The organism is bacterium (Candidatus Blackallbacteria) CG13_big_fil_rev_8_21_14_2_50_49_14, assembly GCA_002783405.1.
Taxonomy (GTDB): domain Bacteria; phylum Cyanobacteriota; class Sericytochromatia; order UBA7694; family UBA7694.
In genome coordinates this window covers 66,553-88,320 of the sequence record PFGG01000055.1, presented here as the reverse complement: position 1 = coordinate 88,320, position 21,768 = coordinate 66,553, and the positions used below count along the sequence as shown (strand labels likewise).

Here is a 21,768-nt window from a genome sequence, read left to right as displayed (position 1 = left end):
AACGACTTCAATAGCTTTTTAACTCTGCTGCGGGGCCTGGCGGGGAAAACGCAAAGTCACGGTGGTGCCTGTGCCAGCTTCGGAGTCAATCGTCATTTCGCCGCCCAAGACTGAAGAGACCAGATTGTCGACCACGGCCAGCCCCAAACCACTGTAGCCTTCCGCCTTGCGGGTTGAGAAAAAGGGAGTGCGAATCTGGGGCAGGATCTGGGGCGCAATGCCCAAGCCCGTATCCTGTACGCGCAGAATAAAATGCTCCCCATCAAGATCCAGGCTCAGGCCAACAGGATCATCAGACAGTGGATAGGCATGTGCTTCGCAATTGCTGATCAAATGCATCAAGACTTCGCTCATCTGCGAGGGGTAGCCCTGCCAGAGTTCCGGTGAGGCTTCAGGGGAAAGATGCAGTTCCAGCGGCAGCTTGCGAAAACTGCTGGCGCGGTAAAGTTCTTGAAACTGCGCGAAAAAATGGGGCCAGAGCAGATCTTCGCGGCGGGCGAAGATTTCACCGGGGGCGACAGCTTGCAGGGATTGTACCAGCAATTGGGCCCGGTTGAGTTGAAAGCGCAGTTCTTCTCCTTGGGCTTGTTTTTCGGGGCTGAGCCCGTTTAGCAGCTGATCCAATTGGGCATTGGCGCTCTGCAGGGGGGCATTCAGTTCTTGAGAAAGTCCGTGTACCATGCGGGTAACGGTTTGGCGTTGCACACGCCCGATTTCAAGTTGCAGGGCCTGTTTCTGCAATTGTTCCTGAAACAGGTGCTGGTTGGCGCTGCGCACCTTTTCGCTGATCGCTGAAATCACCTGCGAGAGCAATTTGGGAGAAGCTGCCATTTGGGCGAAAAAGGCTTCCCGTTTCAGCTTGAAAAGCTGGCAGGGGCTTTGTGTGATTGCGGTGGCAGTTCTGACACCCCCTTCGGCCAGGGCCAGTTCGCCAAAAAAGGAACCCCCTTCAAGGCTTGCCAAGGGAATGTCTTCTCCCTGATCATTTTTCGCGAGAATGGCGACTTCGCCGGAGAGAATCAGATAGAGGGCATCTCCTGCGTCGCCCTCATGAAAAAGGGTTTGATCCGGCTCTATTTCTTGAATAGAACCTGTATCTACCAAGGACTTTAAGGTTTCATAGGGAAGATTCTGAAAAAACGGGATTTTATGCAATAAGCCATAGATCAGTTCCATGCTGTTGCCCCTCTGCTTTTGATATTAGCTTCATTTTAGGCGCAACTGGGCGCTGAAGCAAATCGCTAAAAGTTTTCGAGGCAGAGCAGCGGCAATTTGCCGCTGCGCAGATCGCTGAGAAACGAAATGGCTGTGCGATCCAGATCAATTTCTCCGCCCTTTTGCAGAAAATTACGCATGCGCCCCACATCGGGTAAGTAAATCGGGTCTTGACCAAAGGCTTTTTGCAGATAGCCTGGAAACTCCTCATGCAGCAGTTTCAAACCCAGTTCTGCCAATTGGATCGGCGGGGCTGAATGCTGGCTGACAGAGCCAATCAAAGCCAGTTTGAGCGCGACATGCTGATCTTCCAGTTTGGGCGGAATCACACCGGGGCTGTCGAGCAGTTCGAGATCCTTGGCAATACTGACCCATTGCAAACTCTTGGTGACACCCGGCTTGTCGCCGACTTTCATTGAGCGCTTGTTGATCAGGGCATTGATCAGGGTTGATTTGCCCACATTGGGCAGCCCCATGATCAGGGTGCGCAGCTTGCGGGGCAGGCGGCCCCGTTGTTTCATACGGGCAGACAGGGCTTCATGAAAACGCTGAAGTTCTTTGCGCAGTTCCTGTACGCCCTGGCGTTCGGGAATATTCAATGCGACCGCCGGAAAGCCCTTTTCTTGCCAGTATTCCAAGGCTTTTGCAAGACTTTCTGCCGGGGCCAAATCCGATTTATTGATGGCGATGATCCGGTTTTTGCTGCCCAGCAATTCGTCAACGAAGGGAAAATGGCTGCTGATAGGCAGACGGGCGTCTACCAGTTCCACCACACAATCGACCATGCCCAATTTTTCTTTGAGCTGGCGCTGGGCCTTGGCGATATGGCCCGGATACCATTGAATCAGACGATCTTCGGTGGTCATCAGTGGGGCAGTATTTCTACGAAACTCATCTCGTTGCGAATCAGGGGGTGCATTTGCTGGCCTCTGACATAGGGTTGCACGAGTTTGTATTCGACATTGGTGTATAAAAAGACCCAGGGAGCGTCTTCAATAATCATACTTTCAGCATCCTGGTAGAGTTTTTCTCGCTCTTGCCAATTGACGGTGGTGCGGGCTTTGTTAACCAGGGTATCAAAGGTGGGGTTATTGTAGCGGGTGACATTGTCCTGCCCAATATTGCGGCTGTTGAAGAGGGTCCAGAGATAATTGTCGGGGTCGGGATAATCTGCGGCCCAGCCAAAGCGGAAGAAAGTCGCTTCATTGCGTTTGATCTTTTCAATATACGAAGCCCATTCCATAGATTTCACTTCGATATCGATGCCGAGATCGCGAAGATCGGCTTGAACGGCTGCACCCAGCATGGCGTAGATTGCACTTTGATTGTGCCAGAAAGCCATTTTCAGGGGTTTGCCATTTTTATCCAAAATCCCATCGCCATTGCTGTCGGTCCAACCCGCTTGGGCCATCAGGGCCTTGGCTTTTTGCAGATCATAGGGATAGGGGATTGAGCGATCGGCTTTAAAGGCCGGAAAGCCATGGGGCAAAACCCCACGGGCGGGAATACCGCGTCCGTTGCGAACCACATCAATGATCTTGCGCTTATTCACGGCATAGTTAAAAGCCTGGCGCACGCGCCGATCCTTAAAGGGTTCAGATTGGGTGTCCATGCCCAGATATTGAATCGTCCATTCCTTGTCTTTGATCACATTGGATTGGGCCGGATCATTCAGACTTTCAATTTTACGCAGGGCTTTGTTGCCAAATTTATTCCATTTGGGGTCGGATAAAATCCGGTCGAAGCTGGCTGCGGGGATCGGGGGCTCCAGGTGATCCAGTTCGCCATTTTCAAACCAGAGCAGGCGGATATTTTCATCGGGCACGATATAGTAGCGCAGCTCATCGAGCTTGGGAATGCCTGGCTCAAAATAGTGGGGATTTTTTTCAAGCACCAGTTTTTGATTGGATTTCCATTCCTTGAGAATAAAGGGGCCGGTACCCGTGGCATGGAAAGAAAACTGATCGCCCCATTTTTTGACTTCGTTGCGTGGCACGATATAGTAGTAGGACATGGCCAAAACGTGCATGGCAAAAGGAATTACATCTTTCAGAGTGAGAGAGATTGTGTATTTATCCAAGACTTTGACACTGTCGAGATGCACGTCTTGACCGGCCTGACAGGCTTTTTGGTAGGCATCCAGTCCTTCGAGTGAAAGTGCGTCGAGGGTCCAGAGCCCTTTGGAGGCATTGCGGGGGTCTGCCAGACGCTCGATTGAAAATTTGACGTCTTCAGCGCTGAAGTCATCTCCATTGTGGAATTTGACGCCTTGGCGCAGTTTAAAGGTATAGGTCTTGCCATCGGGTGAAACTGTCCAGGACTCCGCCAGATCGGGCACTAAATCAGAGAGCTTTTGGTTGGGGCCTGTCATTCGGGGGCGGTAGCAAACCAGGCCATTGTAGATATTGTGGCCCACATCATGGGATTGGGTATCGCCGATCTGAATCGGATCCAGTGAAGGCACATCGCCTTCAAAGGCGCTGCGGTAAACCGTTTTATTGCCCACGGGAGGACGGCATGCGCTTAAAGGAGAAAGGGCCAGACTGGCCAGTAAAGCTGCCATACTCCAACGGATCCACGGTTTTGCCAAATGCATGCGAGTCCCTCTTGCGGTCTTGATGGGTGAATTTTTCCATGTAGTTTAGCATATTTCCCCTGGCTCGCCCGAGTTCTCTTCGCAGTGGGTTTCTCAAACCTGGACGCAGGTGGGCAAATTTTTCAGGATCATCCCTCAGAATCTTTGACGAGGATCAAGTCATTCCCCTGACCTTGCTCAATCTAAATCTTTTCTCCCCGAATTAAACTGAAAACAGGGGGGAAAGGGGGCTGTATTATGCATGCTCGATTATGGAGTCTGATTTTTACATTGAGTTTGGGGCTCAACAGTTGCCAGCCCATGGTTTTGAGCCCTCCTATGCAGGGGCAGTTGCTCTTTCACTGGCAAATACCGGCGCAAAACCTACGCATTGCGGCTATTCCTGCAGAAGCCCGTTATTTCAGAGTCCTGATTCGTGGCAGCGGTTTAAGCCAGCCCCTTGTCAAGGAGCTGGAACTCAGCAGCGCACCTGAACAAAGTTATCGCCTGAGCTTGCCAGTGGGCCCCAAAGAGGTCACCGTTTTGGCCTATAACCAACAAAAAGCCCTGAGCCGCTCCCGCACCCAGGTCGAGATCTTGCCCTCTCAGCTCACCCGTGCAGAAATGGAATTGACCAATATTCTGCGTGAATTCCGACTCAATTTAGAGGCCTCTTGGCCTGTTCCCCTTGAATTGGAGCTTGAAGTCAGTGGGGAAGGCATTCGCTCGAACGAGCCCTGGTTGCTCTCGCTGCAATTGCCTTTGGGGCAAAGTCAACTCTCTGTGCCGGATTTTCCCGCTGAATCGGCTACACTGCGTTTGCGCAGTCGGCCCCAGGGCTTCTCTGAATGGGGCGAATGGGTGACCCAGGCGCTGACAGAGCAGGAAGCGCCCACTTTGCTCTTTCGCAGTGCCCCTCTTTTGGAAAGCTGGCAGCCCTTTCTTGAGCGCTGGCTGAATGCTCAGCCTGAAGCCTCTCAGCTTCATATTCTGAGATTGATGGGAACCCCTTTGCTTCAGCAATTATTGAACAGTCCTGTTTTAAGTGCTGATCTGAAAGCCCGCATTCAGGCTGAGCTGGATCGTCGCAAGAACAGTGGCCAGAATACAGGCCCCGCGCAGGGCAATGGCAGTGGTCCCAGCCCCGTTTCGCCGGCTTCTCCTCAGGCTTCTGGGGCTGCGCCTTCTGCTCAGCCCTCGGCGGTTCAGGCCACGCCCTCACCTCTTGTGAGTGCTTCTCCCTCTGTTCTCACCGTTCCTGCCAGTCCAGCCGGTTTTCGTCTTGAAGAAGCAGGGGATACCTATCTGCGTCTGGCCTGGGAGGCTGTCAGTGGCGCGAGCGCCTACAGCCTGAGCTTGAATGGACAAGTCTTGACCGACAGTCATACCTTTACGTCCTTTACCTTGAATGGTTTATCTCCACAGACGGCTTACCATTTTCTGTTGCGGGCCCGTAATCCGGCAGGAGAAAGTGGCAGTGTTCCTTTGGATGTGCAAACCCTGGCCACGGGTTCTCGCACCACGGGTGGCGGTTCTGCCACAGAACCCTCTCCGACGGCCACGCCTTGGCCCGCACCTGTTTTTGAATCGCTCAGTCCCACCCAGGTGACAATTGGCAGCCGCTTGGTGATACGGGGGCAAAATTTCTTTGCCCCGGTGCGGGTGATTTTTGACGGCGGCTATGAAGCTGCAGTGGTGTCTTTGACTGACCGTGAAATTCAGGTGGAAGTGCCTTCGCTTGCAAGGCAGGGCCAGATACGTGTGACCACGGTGGGAGGTGAATTTACGGCCTCAGTGGGAATTCTTTTGGGGGCGATTCAGCTTGATGGAGGCTATCATTAAAATGAAGTTACGTTTGTTTGCTCTAAGTTTAAGTTTATTGCTTGTGGCCTGTCAGTCGGGTCTGGCGCCTGTGGCTGTAAAGCCTTTGCCGGGGGCAAACCCTTCTTCTGCGCTGTCTTCTCAAAATTCAAGCCGGTCTCGGGTGGCGCCTGTTTTGGGAGGGGTGCTCGAAATTCAGAACCAGGGGGCTCAAAAGGCAAAAATTGCCATGCGTCTGCAGGTTCCAAGACTTTTGTTTCAATCTTTTCGTACCCAGGCGGCCACACTGGATGGTGGGCCTGTGTATCAGCCCTCTGGTTTTGAGACCTTTGCCTATCTGCGCGTGAGCCTTCAGGCTCCCCCGATGGCCGAGCTGATTTACCCTCAGAATGCCTTGCGCGATCCTGAACACCCTGAGCAAGACTACCTGATTGAAAATACAGGTGAGCCACTGACCGTTTTATTCGAAAATGTGCCTGCGGGTACTTTGCGTTTTGCAACCATCAGTGCCTTTAATTCTGACAAACAGCCCATTCCCGGAACGACGATTCAGGCTGTTTTTGCGGTGGGGCCCGGAAGTGAGGCGGTCAGCCAGGAGGTGACTTTTCGCACCACGCCTGCAGCCCAGGTCATGAATTTGCTTTTGCTTTCGGATCCTGATTTGGCAAAGTCAGTTGATTTGGTGGCTTTGCAGAATTTTCTTGACCAATTAACGGGCCTTGAGGGCACGCGTCCCCAATATGTGTATACCCGCCAGCATCCGCTCGGTTTGAATGCCGCCCTTTTGGCTGCGGATTTGCGGGCAGCGGGAGGCAATCCGGCGCTTTTGGATACGCAGAAAAACTATACCCTGCCCCTGGCGCATCTCACAGGTACCGTGCAGGGCCTTGCGACAGGCGACCATCTCAAGATTCAAACCTCAGATTTCAGTCATCCGCTTTTAGAAGTGACCGCCAATGGCAGTTTTAATCTTGAAGGTTTGCGCCCAGGCAGTTGGCACCTGGAGTTTTGGGTCGAAGGGGGGGCTGAGTACGCTGCCATTGATGCCCGTCAGGTGGTGGCGACAGGTGCTGAAGATTTGGCTTTGGGTCAGATTGTTTTAGTACCTGTGCAGCCTGTGGTAGAGGAACTCTCAAAATCTCAGCTGGCGGGAGGGGAGACCCTTCGGATTTATGGGCAGAATTTTCATGCCACCCTGGCCGGTAACAAAGTTTTGATTGGGGAACAGGAAGCTGAAATTCTCAATGCATCCAGCACTGAACTGGAAATCAAGCTGCCCTGGGGGGCCATTGGCGAGCAGGAGTTGCGTGTAGAAGTGGGAAGTTCTGTTTCTGAGCCGATCAGTCTTTACCGCTATGGGGTGTCTTCTATTTCGGCGTCTCGAGGACGGATTGGGGATCTACTCACCTTGAGGGGAACGGATTTTAACGCCGTTTACCGTGTGATTTTTCCTGGAGAAAGTGAAGTGGGCATTCAGGCCAATTATGAGGTGCTCAGTGATTCGGAACTTCAGGTAAGGATTCCTGGTGGGGCGAAAACGGGTTTGATTGAACTGCGGGTAGGTGAGGGAGAGCGTCTCATTGCACCTGGCCCCCTCACTGTTGACAATCGGGTCATTTTTGTCGATGCAGGTGCTGAAAGCAATGGTACAGGGCTTTCCTGGGACAGCGCTGTTTCTGATCTACAGCAGGCTTTGAATACGGCCCAGGGGGGCGATGAAGTCTGGGTGCGTGGCGGCGTTTATTTTCCTGATGCGCCAGGAGGGGATCGGAGCCGTGCCTTTGTTTTGAAAGACAACCTAGCCCTTTATGGGGGATTTACAGGTCTGGAAAAAGACCAGATGGAGCGCAATTTTTCAGAAAATACCACGGTTTTGAGTGGTGATCTGAATGAAGACGATGCGTTTTATTCAGACGGTCCCCCGATCTTTCTTGGGGTTACTTACCGCCAGGACAACAGTTACCATGTGGTCAAGGCTGTGGGTGTTTCTCAAGGCACTGTTTTAGATGGGTTCACGGTACGGGGAGGTCAGGCTGATATTGACAATATCAGCAATTTAAATTCACGGGGCGCTGGAATTCTGTGTGATAACGCCTCCCCTACCCTTCGCAATCTGGTGATTCAAGAGAACTATGCTTATCGCAGTGGCGCAGGGATGGAAATTAGCCATTCGGGTTCTCCGCTGCTTGAAAATATTGTCTTCTTTTATAACCGTTCTGAAAATGCAAACAATGTTGCGGCCTATGGCGGAGGGTTGAATATTGAAACCTATTCAGCTTCTGTTCCGCAACTCAAAAATATTGTTTTTGCAAATAATTTTGGCATGGCTGGGGGCGGGGGACTTTCCATTGGGGGAGCCCAGCCGATTCTGACACAGGCCACATTTTTCGGCAATTCAACCAATTACTCCACTTCTGGAAGTGCAATCAGCATGTCAGGTTCTACTTCCAGTATAGATGTGCGCAACAGCGTTTTCTGGGGCAATGCGGGCTATGATATCTATGCCTTTATGGGCACGCTTCGTCTTGCTTACAATGCCCTGGAAGATGGGATTGGCAATGTGCTGACCTCCAGCTCGACAGGGGGGGCACTTCAAGATCAAGGTGGCAATCTGACCCTGAGCAATACGCCTTTTCTCAGCAGTATTCTGCCCATGGGGCCAGATGGGGTCTGGATGACCCCTGATGATGGTCTGGCCCCCCCTATAGAAGGTGAAATCGCGGATGCGGGCAGTTCGGTCTATGCCACGATCTACGATATTCTGCAGCGTCAGCGTCCGACGGGCCCTGGTTTCAGCATGGGAGCCTATGAAGAGCTTGAATTTTCCCATTCAGGTTGTTATCCGTATGGTTGCTGATAAATTACGGACTCCGATCACCGATTTGACGGGGCCTGAGTATGCTAAAATAAGCTAAATTCCGGCTGAGTTTTCTTGAACTCTGCCTGTTTTAAAACCCAGGAGAAAACCCCCATGCTGCGTGTTTTGGTTCGCTTTCTCGGGGTGGCTTTGTTTATCACCCTGCTGATCATGGCCACCTTTGTGCATTTGCGCATGCCTTATTTCTCACTGGTTCCGCCCCAATTGCCTGATGCCGAACCCTGGTTCAATACCTCCTGGCTCTATGTGGGCAGCTATACCTCCAATCTGCAATTGATGGTGGTCATGGCCTGTGTTTTGATTCTCAGTACCCCTTTGGCGACGTTTACACTCTTGGTTTATCTCCTCTTGGGTCTGACAGGGCTGCCGATTTATTACCAGGGGGGAGGAATCGCCTATTTATCCCAACCCACCACGGGTTATCTGATCAGTCTTTTGCCCTCGGCCTGGTTCTGTGCGCTCCTGCTGCGCCGCCATCCCCGCCGTCAGCCTTTGCCTGGCCCCTATTTACTGGCTGCGGTTCTGACCTTGGTCATGATTCAGGTCATGGGCGGGATTTATGCCTCTGTCTATTTTCAGATGGTGCCCGTGCAATTTCTTGCAAGTTATACCCTGCCCCAATTGCCCTGGCAGATTACGGTTCTCAGCCTTTTGGCGCTGATTATTTTTGAATGGAATAAACGCATTTATCGGGTGAAAAGGCTGGAGCAAAAGGCGAAAAAGAATCCGCCAGCCAACTCTGCGCCCATGGCCCGCCGCCGTTTGCAAATCCGTCGCGCTTAATGAATCTGCTCAAACAATTGGCCCTTGGGCTTTTGGGGCTTTTGGCCGTTTGCCTCTTGGTTTGGGGCTGGAACCATGATCTGCCCCGTTGGTCTGAGGTCTGGGCCTTGCTCAGTTCCCCCCGGCTGCTCTCAGAAACCGATCGCTATATTCTGCTTGAACTGCGTTTGCCCCGTATCTGTCTGGCCTGTCTGGCAGGAGCGGGTTTGGCTGGGGCGGGTCTGGCACTTCAAGGCTTGTTTCGCAATCCCCTGGTCGATCCCTTCGTGATTGGGGTTTCAGGCGGGGCCGCTTTGGGCGCGGGACTGGCTTTGATTCTCAATTGGCAGTTTCAATTCTGGGGCTTGAGTACAGTTCCTCTTGCGGCTTTTGCCGGGGCTTTGGGAATCATGGTTTTGGTCTATCGTCTGGGCCAGGTGCGGGGCCGGGTGGTGATTGAGCGCCTGCTTCTGGCGGGGGTGGCGATCAGTGCCTTGAGTTCTTCCATTCTCTCGCTGGTGCTGGTGCTCAAAGGACAGGGCATGGAAGCTGTGGTCTATTGGATCATGGGAAGCTTTGCCGGGCGCACCTGGGAAGATTGTCTTGCTCTTTTGCCTTTCCTGGGGGTGGGAATCCTGCTTTTATTGCGTGAGCTGAAAGCGTTGAATGCGCTTCAGGTGGGGGAAGAGTCTGCCGCCTATCTGGGGATCGAAGTGGATCAACTCAAAAATCGCGTGATTCTGGCGGCCACGCTGCTCTCTGCGGCGGTGGTTTCAGTCAGCGGGGTGATTGGGTTTGTTGGTTTGATTGTTCCGCATATTGGCAGGTTTGTCTGCAGAACGTCTAATTTTCGCCAAATTTTTATTCCCACCCTGTTTCTGGGGGCCGCTTTGTTGGTGCTGGCAGATGGTCTGGCGCGTAATTTGTTGGCATCCCAGGAAATTCCAGTGGGTATTTTTACAGCACTTTTGGGGGTGCCCTTTTTTCTGGGGCTTTTGCTCAAGCAGGAGTTTTAAGCGAGGGCTTTCAGCAAAGGAAGGGCCGGGTCTAATGCCCGGGGGTAGAGGCCATTATCCAGAAAACCATTTCCAGGCCAAACATCAGTTTGGCAGACATGCCAAAAACCCCAGCACAGGCTCCCAATGCTGTTTTGAGACCTTGTTTAAAAGAAAGAACGCCACGGGCTTTGAATTCACCAATCACGGCCCCGAGCAAAGAGCCTGTAATCAGGCCACCAATTGAACCGAGAAGCATCCAGAGAATAAATCCGCCAGCAAAACTGCCAATCACCACCCCCCAGAGGGCGGCTTCTGAAACTCTGAAATACCAGGTGCGCAGACTGGCTGAATAATAGTCAGAGGCAAAACCCAAGGCCATCAGAATGGAAATCAGAACCAAGAGGCCATAATGTGGAATTGCCCTGATCTGCAGTTCCCAGACAAAGGCGCAGGCCAGGATAATGAAAAGCCCGGCAGAGCGCACAAAAATGGAGCGGCTGGTTTGAAACAGCAAAAGGCAAAAGAGAGCCGCAATCAGGGTCAGAAGCAAAAGTGCTTTCACGGCAGTTTAAGGATTCTGTTGCTTCTCAACATCCGCATCCTTGCCATAATTGGCTTCGGGTACGAGTTTGGGGTCACGCAGAATCACGGGAGTGACAATAAAGACCAGTTCACTGCGACGTTCCACAAAATCGACGGTCTTGAAAAGATAACCCAAGAAGGGAATATCTCCCAAAAGCGGAAATTTTTGATTGACTTCCTGTTTGTCATTTTTGAGCAGACCTGCGATCACAATGGTCTGATTATCGGGGACGCGCAGGGTGGTTTTGGCCCGACGGGTTTTAAAGGCGGGAACCACGAAAGAGCCGCCCTGAAGCTGATTGGCAATGGTTACGCTGTTGACCTTGTCCACATCAGACACTTCGGGGTTCATTTCCATTTGAATGATGTTTGAACCTTCAATTTGAGCTTTGAGATTCAGATGAATCCCGTATTCACGCCATTGAACATTGATGCGGTCACGGTCCGTGACAATCAAAGGCAGCTCACCCCCCGAAAGGAAGTTGGCCTCTTTGCCATTGAGCAGCACCAGGGTGGGTTCTGCCAATAAACGGGCTTTGCGATCATTGATCAGGGTATCTATTTTGGCGTTCAGGGTGGTGGTGCGCAGGGGCATGCCAAAACGGAAGGGCGCACTGGGAACGGCTTCCTGAAAGGTGACAAAATCTGACCAGTCAATTCCCAATTTGCCATCGGAACTGGTTTCTACTTCCAAGACCTTGACCCGTACGGCGATTTGTTCGCTGCGGGAGTTGGGCGAAACTTCAATCACATAGTTGATCGGTTTTTCGCTGCGTTGGGTCCAAATCAGCATATTGGTGACGCCGGGCTTCATGGCCGTGACCACTGCGTATTTATCTTGACCGGGGGGCACAACCACACGGGCAATATTGCTGTCACCCAAGACGAAAGTACTGATTCCATCGGGAATTTGAAAAGTAATCACCTGGCCCAGAGGGATCACCAGATTGGGGGTGGTGGTCGGAGATTGTTGAGCCTGGGCTGGCTGCGAGAGGGTGGGACTAAAGCCCATTGCAAAGGCCAAAGCCAGGGCGGAGAGAGTCTTTCCGAGTCGTTGCCAACGTTTCATACGCGTACCTTTGTGCTTTTGTCTTGAGATGTTTAGCCATTATACCAGCAAATCCTGTTTGCCGAAAAATTCCTTTTCTCCTCAGTCTTTTGCTGGCTTTCAAAATAAAAGTAGCTGGCTGGATCTTTCGCTTTATTTTCGTTAAAATGGGCTCAAACCTTTTGTCGGTCTGTTTTTCTGCTGATTCAGCTTTTCTAAGGAGTTCCTGTGCAAGCAACGCGCTGCCCGGTCTGTCATCTCGCTTGGCCAGAGGCGATTCCCTCATCTTGCCCACAATGCGCCCTGGATACCACCACCTATTTTCGTGACAGTCTGCCTGCCGGATCAGAGTTGCATGGCGGCAAATACCGGTTGTGTGAGGTTTTGGGTAAAGGCGGTTTTGGCATTACCTACCGGGCGGTTCATTGCTTGCTGAATGAGGCGGTGGCGATCAAAGAGTTTTTTCCCCAGCGCTGTGTGGAACGTGAAGCCGGGGGGCGGGTTCGGGTCTTTGATTTTTGGCGTGAGGTTTTTGAAAACAGTCTTCAGCGTTTTTTGGCTGAAGGGCGCATGCTCTATCGTCTGCGAGAGCCCGGCGTGATTCGCTGTCAGGACTTGTTTGAAGAAAACAGCACGGCCTATCTGGTGATGGAATATCTTCAGGGGCAAACCCTTGAGCAACTGCTTTTAAATGCCCCGGAGGGGCGATTGCCGCCTGCACAGGCTGGGGGAATTTTTAAGCAGTTATTGGCAGCCTTGAAAGCGCTGCATGCGCAGGAGATTTTGCATTTAGACATCAAGCCCGATAATATCTGGATTCGGGGCAGCGGTGATGCGCTGCTTTTGGATTTTGGTTCGTCTTTGCAGGGGCTGGCGAATGCTGTGCCTCAGGTTTTTACCCCAGCTTACGCACCTGTGGAACTGATTTCCTTGGATTTTCCAACCGGCCCCTGGACAGATATCTTTCAATTGGCGATGGTTTTTTATGTCGTGATCAGTGGGCAAATGCCCGTGACAGCGTTGGAAAGGCTCAAAGGCCAGTCTCTCGATCTGAGCCCTTTGCCTGCGCCTTGGGAGCATATTCTGGAATCTGGTCTGGGTTTATTGCCTGCCCAAAGACCCCAAAGTATTGCCGAGTGGCTGATGCAAAGCCAGGCGCCCCGGGTTCTGAACAAGCCCTTGGAAAAACCGCTGAAACAGCGAGCTGAACCGCTTGCTTCGATTGATTCCGCCAGTGCTTTGCCCCCCTTGATTTTAAACCCGCCCCAGGCCCAGGGCTTGCTTTGTCTGGCCTTAAGCCCAGATGGGCGAGAGGTCTTTGTCGGGGGGCAGAGTGCAGGCCTGCGTTGCTGGGAACTTGCGACAGGTCGTTTAAAGCGCTGGCTCAAAGGGCCGCTTGCCCCTGTTTTAAGTCTGGCCAGCAGTCCGCAGGGGGTGCTGGCTGCTGGAGATGCTGAGCACCAACTTTTTCTGTGGCGGGATTTGCAGGCCAGCCCTCAGATTCTGAAAGAAGTACACAGTGATCGCCTGACTGCCTTGAGTTTTTGTCCCCACTCTCACCACCTGCTGAGCGGAAGCGCAGACAAGCGCCTGGTCTGCCAATCACTTGAATCAGGTCAGATTCTGTGGCAAAACAAGGGCTTCTCCCACTGGATACAGGCCTTGGCCTGTTCTGCCAATGGCAAACTGGCCTTGGCAGGGTGTAGTAAAGGTCAGCTTTCGCTCTTAGATTTGGAAACGGGACAAGGTCTGAAAACATTGCTGGGCCATGAAAGTGGCATTACGGCCTTGCGTTTTGTGCCGGGCAAGGCCGAAGCTTTTTCAAGCAGTTGGGATAAAACCCTGCGGCTTTGGGATTTGCGAACGGGTGAAACGCTCAAGGTTTTTGAAGGACACCGTCTCGATGTTACCTGTTTGGCGCTCAGTCCTGATGGGCAGTATTTGCTTTCGGGCAGTTGGGATCGCAGCCTGCGGCTTTGGGACCGGGAGGGAAACTGTCTCAAAACCTTGATGGGTCATACGGATTATGTCACGGATTTGCTTTGGTTACCCGAGCGGGATCGGGCCTGCTCTGTCAGCAAAGATGGCACGCTGATACTTTGGGATTTAAGCACGGGGGATTGGCTTTGGCGGGCCTGTGCTGAGCATGAGGCCGCCTATCTGACTTTGGGGCACCAAAGAACGCTCCTGGCCTCGGGCTTTGAAGTGGCTTCTCAATATCTGCGTACCTTTGCGGCTCAGCGTACCCAGCCTTTGAGTCGCGAACAGTATCAGGCCGCGCTCAGACAGAGTCTGTCGGACGGCGTCTGAAACGGCGGGTGATCATACCCAAAACATGTCCCACTTCGGGGTCCCGCAAGAGGATCAAAATACCCAGATAGGCTCCACTGAGCAGGCTCAGCGCTAAAAACGTGCCCACGGTCTGCCAGAGTTTGGGCAAGCTGGGCAAACCCGTGAGACAGGCCCAACCACCGAGAATCAAGGGGATACATCCCAAAAGCACCCGGCCCAGATGTTTCCAGCTTGCGCTTTCAAACCAGCTGCCAATTCGTCTTTTAAGCAAAAATGAGAGCACGATAAAATTCAAGCCCGTTGAAAGCGAAGCTGCCAGCGAAACCCCTGCTACCCCCATGCCTGGCGCGAAGAGAGCGCTGAAAACAAACATGCCCAGAATGGAGACAAAGGTCGTGAGAAAGGGCACGCGGGAATCTTGCAGGGCGTAAAAAACCCGAATTAAAAGATCGCGTACGGCATAAAAACAAATACTCAAAGAGAGAAACAGCAATACCTGGTGGGTGAGTGCTGTGTCTTCAGCGGTAAAGCGCCCTTTTTCAAACAGAAAGGCAATTAAAAAAGGCCCCCAGAAGATCAGCATCAAAGTGACGGGAAGGGTGATCAGAATAACCGGACGCAAGCCCTGGTTCAGACGGGTTTTGAGACTTTCAAAATGATCGTTTTCCTGAGCTGCTGAGCTGAGCACGGGCAAAAGGGGAACCAGCAGGGCCGTTAAGAGAATACCCAGGGGCAACTGCAAGAGGCGGTTGCCCAATTGAAAGGCGCTAATGCCCTTATCTGCCGCACCTGCAAAGAAATAAATCACAAAGAGATTGACCTGCCCCACTGTCGAACTGAGCACGGCAGGAAAGAGCAGACGCAGCAAGGCGTGAAAGAGGGGATGGCGAAAGTTCAGACGCAGGCCTCGGGGGCGAAAACTGCGCAGCAAAGGAATCATTTGCAGCAGCAATTGGCAGACTGCACCAATCAAGGTGCCCCAGGCCAAGGCCCGTGAGAGGCTCAAGCCATTGGGGCTTGAAAAAAAGATCAGCGCCAGAATGATCGTCAGACTGGCCATGATCGGGCTGAGGCTGGGCGTAAAAAAGGATTGGCGGATATTTAAGACGCCATAAGAAATGCCAATCAGACCTGAAAGCAGAAACATGGGGGCCATAATCTGCAATTGTAAGGTCGCAAGTTGTGCGGTTTCTGGTGAAAGTGTTTTCCAGAGCCCGATAATGCCAGGGGCCGCAAAATAGAGTAGCAGGGCTATGGTGCCCATCAAGAGAAAGGTAAAGACCAAGGTCGTATCCAAAACCGTTTCATAGGTTTCCCGATCTTCATCCTGCCAAGGGCGGGTCAGGGTCGAGACCACGGCTGAATGGAAGGGGCCATTCAGGCCTCCCAGCATCAGCAGGGCAAAGCTGCCGGGAATCAAATAGGCAGTATTGTAGGCGTCGGTGACGACACTCAGGCCGCAATAATAGGCAAAAACCATATCGCGTAAAAGTCCGACACCCTTGGAAACCAAAGAGAGTATGGCGATTAAACTGGCTGCTCGCAGCAGTGACATAGGGGCTATCCTGGGTTCTTATTATTAATATTATGTTAAGTGTAAACTTGTTTCGTTAAATAAAAAGCTATTTATGTTATATTTTTATTAAGTTGCAACAGGTTCTTCAGGGAGATCTCTGATAAGAATACGTGGAAAAGTATATACATTGAACCCAAATTCTGAATACCTGATTCAGAACAGGTTTTGAAAATGAAGAGGAGAAGACACACATGGGACTTGGTGATTTAAGCTTTGCAGCCGTAGCCTCCCTGCGATCCATTGATGAATGGATTGCCACCCTGAACTCCAATATGGCTGGTGCCGGTCGCGTAGGCTATAAGGCGACCCGTGTCAAATTTGAGGGTGGGGCTGTTTCTACTGGGAAACCCACTGTTGCCCCCCGCTTGGGCGTGCATATCGCTGAACAGAGTTTGGGAATTGTGCAGACGACCCTTGACTTCAACCAGGGTGCGATTACCGCCTCTACAGATTTTACCCACTTGGCAATTCAGCAAACCAGTTCGGCACCTGCCTTCTTTGTGTTGAACAGCTTGGCCAATGGGTCAGGTACCAGATACTATACCCGCGATGGGGAGTTTCACTTCAATACTGAGCAGCCGCCTAAATTGGTCAATAGCCAGGGGCTTTATGTCATGAGTGCGGATAACGATGCAGTTACCCTGATTGATGATGCCGATGCTACTCCCGGCGAATTAAATGTCACGGTCGGGGCGGCGACAGGGGACGAAGATGTTTTCAACGGTCAGATTCTTTTGGACCATCTGATGGTGCAGATCGTCAACAATCCCCAGCTTGAACTTCAATTCTCTCGCTATGGCTCCACCATTTTTGAAATAGCCCCCGGAGCCACTTTTCCTGCGACCAGCACGCTGGATGTCAATGGCAATTATAACGATGCGGGTGGCAACCCTGCCGGCCGTGTGGTCCCCAATTCGCTTGAAGCTTCGAATGCTTCTCTGACCCAAACCGTTCCCGAACTGTCGCTGGCTCAGAAAATGTATTCAGCGATTTCAAAGGTGATTACCGTTACCCTGTCGAATATCGACACGGCTTTGAGCCTGATTCGCTGATTCTTGATTCACCCATTAAAAAAACAGCCTCGTTTTCGAGGCTGTTTTTTTATGGCTGTTCAGAGAAGGGGGCCATCAAAGTGTTTTCTATTCAGTTCATGTCTCTTGTTCTGGGCGGATAGCATCGCTGGCTGGTCGCCAAGGGCTCAAAATCAACCCAAGAGGTATACCAGAACTCGTTTTTAGCGCTGCGAAATGGCTCTCCCTCCTGTACAAAGAGGAGAGCCATTGAAACGGAGAGAAGGCTTAGCGCTGAAAACCTTCTTTGACAACCTGTTCACCTGAAAAAGTCAGGGAATAAGACAGATCACTGCTGCCCATGGTCTGGGTTTCGCTCAAGAATTGTTGGTTGACCAAAAAGGTAAGCGCTTGTTGTACGTCTTCTTCACTTTTACCCATGCGGTTAAACAGGGTTTGCATCAGATCCCAGCGGGTAAACAAATTCTTTTGCTGAAAACGCTCCATATACAGTCCCACGACAAGAATTGCGTCAGAAATTTCTTTGGGTTCTTTGGTTTTGAGAAATTCGGCAAGGGTTGGCAATTTACGCGCATTTGCTGCGCCTGAGTTCATATCGGCGGCACGGGCTGAGGGGGCCGCAGGGGTATGTCCTGAAGGCATTAAATCGGCAGGCAGTTCACCCGCGAAAATTTTTAGCCATTTTTCCATTTGGGTTTCAACAAAAATGCGATCACCGCCCAATTGGATTTCCTTGTCTTTAATTTTAAGCCCAAACAAATACTGGATCTCATCGCTTGCCATAAGCGTCTCCTTCGTTCTGCGTTAGAATGAAATGCACTCGGATGCAAACAAAGGTGTACCATGAAACGAATCAACAGTAAATACATAGATACCGGAACCACTTGGCTGAGTGATCATTGTCTCTTGGTGAATGAGCGGGGTTTGATTGAGCGGATTTGCACGTCAGCGGAGGCCGATGCTCTGCATCGTCAGATTGAATTTGAAGAAGAACTGAATTTTCCCCAAGCGCTGATTCTGCCCGGCTGCGTGAATACCCACAGCCATGCCTTTCAGGTTTTATTGCGACCTACCACCGGGCAACCTCGTCATTTTCAGGATTGGGTCGATCGCTTTCTTTATCCCTTGGTCTTGGCGCAAGATGAAGATACGCTCTATGCTTCGGCTTTGCTGGTGTTTAGCCAGATGCTCAAGCAGGGAATTACCACGGTGGGCGAGTTCTTTTATCTGAACAATTTGCCCGACGGCTCTTCCAGCCGTCAACGCAATGTACAGGCTGTACTTCAGGCTGCCCGCGATCTGGGGCTGAGAATTTCATTGGTCAGAGCCCTGTATGATCAGGGCGAAAAAGAAGGCCAGAAGCGTTTCAAGGAGCCTTGGCAACAGGCCATAGAGCAGACCCGTCAATTGGCACTTCAGTATCAGAAACATGCAAGAGTTTCTGTTCTGCCTGCTCCCCATTCCTTACACGGCGCTTCGCCTGATTTGATTCAGGCGGCAGCAGCACTGGCTGAAGAGTTGGATACGCCCTGGCATATTCATCTGGCTGAGCAACAAAGCGATCTGCAATTGGCCCAGGAGCGCTACGGTACAACCCCTGTCGGAGCGCTTGATCAGTTGGGGGTTTTAGACGAGCGTACGGTTTTGGTTCACGCGATTTGGCTGAACGAAGCCGATAAGGATCGGGTGGCAGCAAAACATGCTTCGATTGCCTATAACCCGCTTACCAATATGGCTTTGGGCGATGGCATTGCAGATATTGCCGGCTGGGTTCGCCGACGCGTCACTGTCGGTTTGGGAACCGATGCCAATATTCAGACCGATCTCTTTGCCGAGGCACGCACGGTTGAGTATTTACAGCGCACCCAGAATTTGGCCATGGGCTGTATTCCCGCAGCGCGCAGCTTGTACCGCATGTTGCATCTCAATGGTGGTAAGGTTTTGGGCTTGCCCGTGGGAGAGCTTCAGCCGGGCATGGCAGCAGACTTTCTGGCTGTGAATTTAGAGCATCCTTCGCTTTTACCTGCGGCCTATGCTGAAGAAGTAGAAACAGCCGTATTAAACCAATTGATTTTTTCAGCCTGGCCCGCTGAAGCGATACAGGCGGTTTTTGTGGGGGGGGAAACCGTGGTGGAAGCCGGTCGTCTGACCTTGGTACGTGAAGAGAACGTGGCAGAAGAAATTCGCCGAATTTTGGGATAGGGCCTTCAGCACGCAGCTGATTCTGAGAAAATTCAGGCCTTTCAGAACTCTGTTTTTCTTTGCGATGATATGATTTAACCAATAATTATCTTAACAATAACTAAAACCTAAGAATATTTGCAGGCTATTTGCTCTACAACTTGATTATATAAAACGCGTAGAGGATAAGTATTGTGACTAAATTTATTTCTGCTTTGTGTTCAGGTTTGCTTTTGCTGACGGCGTGTGGTCAAAGTGCGCCCCTTTCTTCTGCTTTAATGACCCGTCAGGCTGTTGCTGGCCCCATGATGGTGCGCGCCAATGCCGCTTCTCCTGCTGCAGCCCCTGGGCGTCAACCCGGTTCGCTTCGGATTGCAACCTATAATATTCGCAATCTCTTTGATGGTGTACAAAACCCCGGCAAAGAAAAAGAGACTGCCAAACCTCAAAAAGAGCTGATTGCCCTGGGTGAATCCATGCACGATATCAATGCAGATGTGATGGGTCTGCAAGAGGTTGAGTCAAAAGACACTCTCGCCCATTTCCGTGATCAATATCTGGCCGATATGGGCTACCGTGAAGTGGTATTGGTCGAAGGCAATGATACCCGTGGTATCGACGTTGCACTGTTCAGCCGTTATCCGATTACCTCTGTGATTTCACACAAAGATCTGCGTTTTCCTGTGCCGGGTGAGCCCCAACCTGTGGGTTTCAGCCGTGATTTACTCCAAGTGCGCATTCAAGGCCCGAATAACTATGCCTTTACGGTTTTTGTGGGGCATTTGAAATCACATCATGGTGGGGCGGTTGCTGATGTGCGTCGTGAGGCCGAGGCCCGTGCTGCGCAAAAAATCATTGCTGATTTTCAGCAGGCCAATCCCCGTGAAAACTTTATTCTGATGGGTGATTTTAATGATGCTCCCAATGCCAAGCCTGTTCAACCCTTGGTGAATCCTCAAGTCAGTGGTTTGGGCCTGACCGATGTGATTCAGCAGGATTTGGGCAATGGCCCCGAGGTTTATACCTATCACCCCAAACAATACCGTTCCCGTATTGATTATCTGCTGCTGTCACGGAGCATGATGAATGAATATGTGCCCAAATCTGTCAGATTGTACAAGCCCTTCAAACAGGGAGAGCAATGGCAAAAATTGTATTTCTACAATGCTTCCGATCATATTCCAGTTACGGTTGATTTGAATATTCGTTCCGATCGTTAGTCCTCTTTTTTCGACTCTTTCCTACTACGCTTGGCCCCTACGGGGGCCTTTTTGTTTTTTTTTCTGAGTCTAAACCTCTGAATTGATAAAGATCAATTTGAATATACTATATGGGGTATAATATATTTAAAGAGGTGATTAACCATGAAATTCAAACACGCGACCGTCTTTCTCAGCCTTTTGCTGACAGCAGGTTTGACGACCCTGCCGAGCTATAGCCAAAATCAAGCACCCGCAACCGTGTCTTTGATTCATCTGACCGAAGAAGAAAAATTGGCCCATGATCTTTACCTCTCTTTCGGCCAAAAGTGGAACCATCGGGTCTTTTTCAATATTCAAGCGGCTGAAAGTCGCCATTTGCAACGTATGCGCTCTGTTTTACAGGCCCGCCAACTGAAAGATCCCAGCCTGAAACTTGAGTTCGGTAAGTTTTCAACGGCCCAACTGCAAGCGGTGTATCAGGCATTCAAAAAAGCAGGTGAGGTCTCATTGCCCGCTGCGCTGGCGGTGGGACTTGAAATTGAGGAAAGAGATCTTGCCGATCTCAAAGTTTGGCAGGCACAAACGCAAGACGCTTTTGAAACTCTGGTTGCGGGCCAGTTGATTCAGGCCTCTTCGCATCATTTACAAGCTTTTTATCGGGCTTTGCAGGCCCAGGGGGTGTCCTATACGCCCAAACATCTGTCTCAGCAGGAATTCGATCAGGCCCTGGCCCAGGCTCACCGGCGCGGACCGGGTCGCGCTTCATTTTAAAACAGAAAAGGAATCTCTCATGTTCAACACATTTAAATTCATTTTACCCCTTCTGCTTTTGAGTGCTTGTTCTGTGGGGGCCGGTGCAGGCCCCAATGCTGCTGCCCCCAGTCAAAATGCAACCCTCAACAGTAAAAATCCCTTTGTCAAAGTCGACAGTGAAGGCAATACCCAGTTGGTAGACAATCTGCTCAATCAGGCCCTGACCCAGATGCCCAAGTCCGATCTGTCTGAGGCTGAAAAGGCAGGCTTGCTGCAAATGCGGGAAGAAGAAAAACTGGCTCAAGAGGTTTATGCGGTCTTAGCTGCCTCTTGGAGCAGTCAAAGCCAAACCTTTCAGAATATTTCAGGCAGTGAAGCCACCCATACTGAATCTGTTAGGCAATTGCTTGAACGTTATCAGGTGGTTGATCCGGCCTTGAAAGAAGCTGGTAAATTTACAGCGCCTGCTCTGCAAAGCCTGTATGATACGCTGGTGGCACAGGGCAAAGCTTCCTATCTCGCCGCGCTTCAGGTCGGGCTTGAAATTGAAGAGCTGGATCTTGCCGATCTGAAAACCCAGCTGGGGGCTGTCGATCAGGATGATATCCGCTTGGTTTATCAAGAGCTGGAAAGAGGATCGCGCAACCATCTGCGTGCTTTTTCAAAAGCTTTGAAAGCAGCGGGAGGCACCTATACTGCTAAACATTTGAGTCAGGCTGAATTTGATCAGATTGCCCAGAGCGCTGTTGAACGGGGCAGTGGGGGCTAAGGTTTGATTTCTGCTAAACTCTTTTCGTGCCAGTCATCGGGCAGCTGCCCGATGGCTGGCTGCAGATTGCCTATGCTCTTGGTTC

17 protein-coding genes are annotated in these 21,768 nt (G+C 51.3%); 10 read left to right on the top strand and 7 right to left on the bottom strand.

Annotated elements, in window-relative coordinates:
* Positions 1 to 18 precede the first annotated feature (18 nt).
* The 3 genes from COW20_13465 to COW20_13455 form a co-directional block, all read right to left on the bottom strand.
* Complete coding sequence (locus tag COW20_13465; GenBank protein ID PIW47210.1) at positions 19 to 1,176, bottom strand: hypothetical protein; 1,158 nt, start codon at positions 1,174 to 1,176, stop codon at positions 19 to 21.
* Positions 1,177 to 1,241: 65 nt separating this feature from the next.
* Complete coding sequence (gene ylqF, locus COW20_13460; protein ID PIW47209.1) at positions 1,242 to 2,081, bottom strand: ribosome biogenesis GTPase YlqF; 840 nt, start codon at positions 2,079 to 2,081, stop codon at positions 1,242 to 1,244.
* Positions 2,081 to 3,811, bottom strand: coding sequence for a hypothetical protein (locus COW20_13455; protein PIW47208.1), 1,731 nt, complete (start codon positions 3,809 to 3,811; stop codon positions 2,081 to 2,083). The genes ylqF and COW20_13455 overlap by 1 nt, the downstream gene beginning before the upstream one ends.
* Positions 3,812 to 4,048: 237 nt before the next feature.
* Here COW20_13455 and COW20_13450 point away from each other — a divergent pair, with 237 nt between their 5' ends.
* The 4 genes from COW20_13450 to COW20_13435 all read left to right on the top strand — a co-directional run bounded on the left by COW20_13450 (position 4,049) and on the right by COW20_13435 (position 10,267).
* Complete coding sequence (locus COW20_13450; GenBank protein PIW47207.1) at positions 4,049 to 5,632, top strand: hypothetical protein; 1,584 nt, start codon at positions 4,049 to 4,051, stop codon at positions 5,630 to 5,632.
* Positions 5,616 to 8,468, top strand: a complete 2,853-nt coding sequence (locus COW20_13445) for a hypothetical protein (protein ID PIW47206.1) — start codon at positions 5,616 to 5,618, stop codon at positions 8,466 to 8,468. Before COW20_13450 ends, COW20_13445 begins: the two co-directional genes overlap by 17 nt.
* Before the next feature lie 114 nt (positions 8,469 to 8,582).
* Entirely contained in the window at positions 8,583 to 9,272 is a 690-nt protein-coding gene (locus COW20_13440; protein PIW47205.1) for a hypothetical protein, read from the top strand.
* Complete coding sequence (locus tag COW20_13435; GenBank protein PIW47204.1) at positions 9,272 to 10,267, top strand: iron ABC transporter; 996 nt, start codon at positions 9,272 to 9,274, stop codon at positions 10,265 to 10,267. Before COW20_13440 ends, COW20_13435 begins: the two co-directional genes overlap by 1 nt.
* 31 nt (positions 10,268 to 10,298) lie before the next feature.
* Here the strand turns inward: COW20_13435 and COW20_13430 are convergent, their stop codons facing one another.
* Both COW20_13430 and COW20_13425 read right to left on the bottom strand, forming a co-directional pair.
* On the bottom strand, positions 10,299 to 10,811 hold the full coding sequence (locus COW20_13430; protein PIW47203.1) for a hypothetical protein: 513 nt from the start codon (positions 10,809 to 10,811) through the stop codon (positions 10,299 to 10,301).
* A 6-nt stretch (positions 10,812 to 10,817) separates the two neighbouring features.
* On the bottom strand, positions 10,818 to 11,900 hold the full coding sequence (locus COW20_13425) for a hypothetical protein (GenBank protein ID PIW47202.1): 1,083 nt from the start codon (positions 11,898 to 11,900) through the stop codon (positions 10,818 to 10,820).
* A gap of 207 nt (positions 11,901 to 12,107) precedes the next feature.
* Between COW20_13425 and COW20_13420 the strand changes: the two genes are divergently transcribed.
* Positions 12,108 to 14,189 carry a hypothetical protein gene (locus COW20_13420; GenBank protein ID PIW47201.1) on the top strand — a complete coding sequence of 694 codons (2,082 nt, stop codon included), beginning with the start codon at positions 12,108 to 12,110 and terminating at the stop codon, positions 14,187 to 14,189.
* On the opposite strand, the gene mviN is transcribed toward COW20_13420, so the two are convergent.
* Positions 14,161 to 15,726, bottom strand: a complete 1,566-nt coding sequence (gene mviN / locus COW20_13415; protein ID PIW47200.1) for a murein biosynthesis integral membrane protein MurJ — start codon at positions 15,724 to 15,726, stop codon at positions 14,161 to 14,163. The two genes, COW20_13420 and mviN, sit on opposite strands and share 29 nt — an antisense overlap.
* A gap of 212 nt (positions 15,727 to 15,938) precedes the next feature.
* Between mviN and COW20_13410 the strand changes: the two genes are divergently transcribed.
* Complete coding sequence (locus COW20_13410) at positions 15,939 to 16,799, top strand: hypothetical protein (protein ID PIW47199.1); 861 nt, start codon at positions 15,939 to 15,941, stop codon at positions 16,797 to 16,799.
* Between the two features lie 246 nt (positions 16,800 to 17,045).
* On the opposite strand, the gene COW20_13405 is transcribed toward COW20_13410, so the two are convergent.
* The gene (locus tag COW20_13405) at positions 17,046 to 17,561 is read right to left on the bottom strand and encodes a hypothetical protein (protein ID PIW47198.1); all 516 of its coding nucleotides are present in this window, start codon (positions 17,559 to 17,561) and stop codon (positions 17,046 to 17,048) included.
* A 60-nt stretch (positions 17,562 to 17,621) separates the two neighbouring features.
* Between COW20_13405 and COW20_13400 the strand changes: the two genes are divergently transcribed.
* The 4 genes from COW20_13400 to COW20_13385 all read left to right on the top strand — a co-directional run bounded on the left by COW20_13400 (position 17,622) and on the right by COW20_13385 (position 21,683).
* Complete coding sequence (locus tag COW20_13400; GenBank protein PIW47197.1) at positions 17,622 to 18,980, top strand: hypothetical protein; 1,359 nt, start codon at positions 17,622 to 17,624, stop codon at positions 18,978 to 18,980.
* Between the two features lie 173 nt (positions 18,981 to 19,153).
* The gene (locus COW20_13395) at positions 19,154 to 20,179 is read left to right on the top strand and encodes a hypothetical protein (protein PIW47196.1); all 1,026 of its coding nucleotides are present in this window, start codon (positions 19,154 to 19,156) and stop codon (positions 20,177 to 20,179) included.
* Between the two features lie 144 nt (positions 20,180 to 20,323).
* Complete coding sequence (locus COW20_13390) at positions 20,324 to 20,932, top strand: hypothetical protein (protein PIW47195.1); 609 nt, start codon at positions 20,324 to 20,326, stop codon at positions 20,930 to 20,932.
* A 19-nt stretch (positions 20,933 to 20,951) separates the two neighbouring features.
* Positions 20,952 to 21,683, top strand: a complete 732-nt coding sequence (locus tag COW20_13385) for a ferritin (GenBank protein ID PIW47194.1) — start codon at positions 20,952 to 20,954, stop codon at positions 21,681 to 21,683.
* Positions 21,684 to 21,768: the final 85 nt, after the last annotated feature.

Excerpts from the sequence above, each read along its gene's own strand:
- COW20_13465 (PIW47210.1), bottom strand. The coding sequence starts at position 1,176 with ATGGAACTGATCTATGGCTTATTGCATAAAATCCCGTTTTTTCAGAAT.
- ylqF (PIW47209.1), bottom strand. The coding sequence starts at position 2,081 with ATGACCACCGAAGATCGTCTGATTCAATGGTATCCGGGCCATATCGCC.
- COW20_13455 (PIW47208.1), bottom strand. The coding sequence starts at position 3,811 with ATGCATTTGGCAAAACCGTGGATCCGTTGGAGTATGGCAGCTTTACTG.
- COW20_13450 (PIW47207.1), top strand. The coding sequence starts at position 4,049 with ATGCATGCTCGATTATGGAGTCTGATTTTTACATTGAGTTTGGGGCTC.
- COW20_13445 (PIW47206.1), top strand. The coding sequence starts at position 5,616 with ATGGAGGCTATCATTAAAATGAAGTTACGTTTGTTTGCTCTAAGTTTA.
- COW20_13440 (PIW47205.1), top strand. The coding sequence starts at position 8,583 with ATGCTGCGTGTTTTGGTTCGCTTTCTCGGGGTGGCTTTGTTTATCACC.
- COW20_13435 (PIW47204.1), top strand. The coding sequence starts at position 9,272 with ATGAATCTGCTCAAACAATTGGCCCTTGGGCTTTTGGGGCTTTTGGCC.
- COW20_13425 (PIW47202.1), bottom strand. The coding sequence starts at position 11,900 with ATGAAACGTTGGCAACGACTCGGAAAGACTCTCTCCGCCCTGGCTTTG.
- mviN (PIW47200.1), bottom strand. The coding sequence starts at position 15,726 with ATGTCACTGCTGCGAGCAGCCAGTTTAATCGCCATACTCTCTTTGGTT.
- COW20_13410 (PIW47199.1), top strand. The coding sequence starts at position 15,939 with ATGGGACTTGGTGATTTAAGCTTTGCAGCCGTAGCCTCCCTGCGATCC.
- COW20_13405 (PIW47198.1), bottom strand. The coding sequence starts at position 17,561 with ATGGCAAGCGATGAGATCCAGTATTTGTTTGGGCTTAAAATTAAAGAC.
- COW20_13400 (PIW47197.1), top strand. The coding sequence starts at position 17,622 with ATGAAACGAATCAACAGTAAATACATAGATACCGGAACCACTTGGCTG.
- COW20_13390 (PIW47195.1), top strand. The coding sequence starts at position 20,324 with ATGAAATTCAAACACGCGACCGTCTTTCTCAGCCTTTTGCTGACAGCA.
- COW20_13385 (PIW47194.1), top strand. The coding sequence starts at position 20,952 with ATGTTCAACACATTTAAATTCATTTTACCCCTTCTGCTTTTGAGTGCT.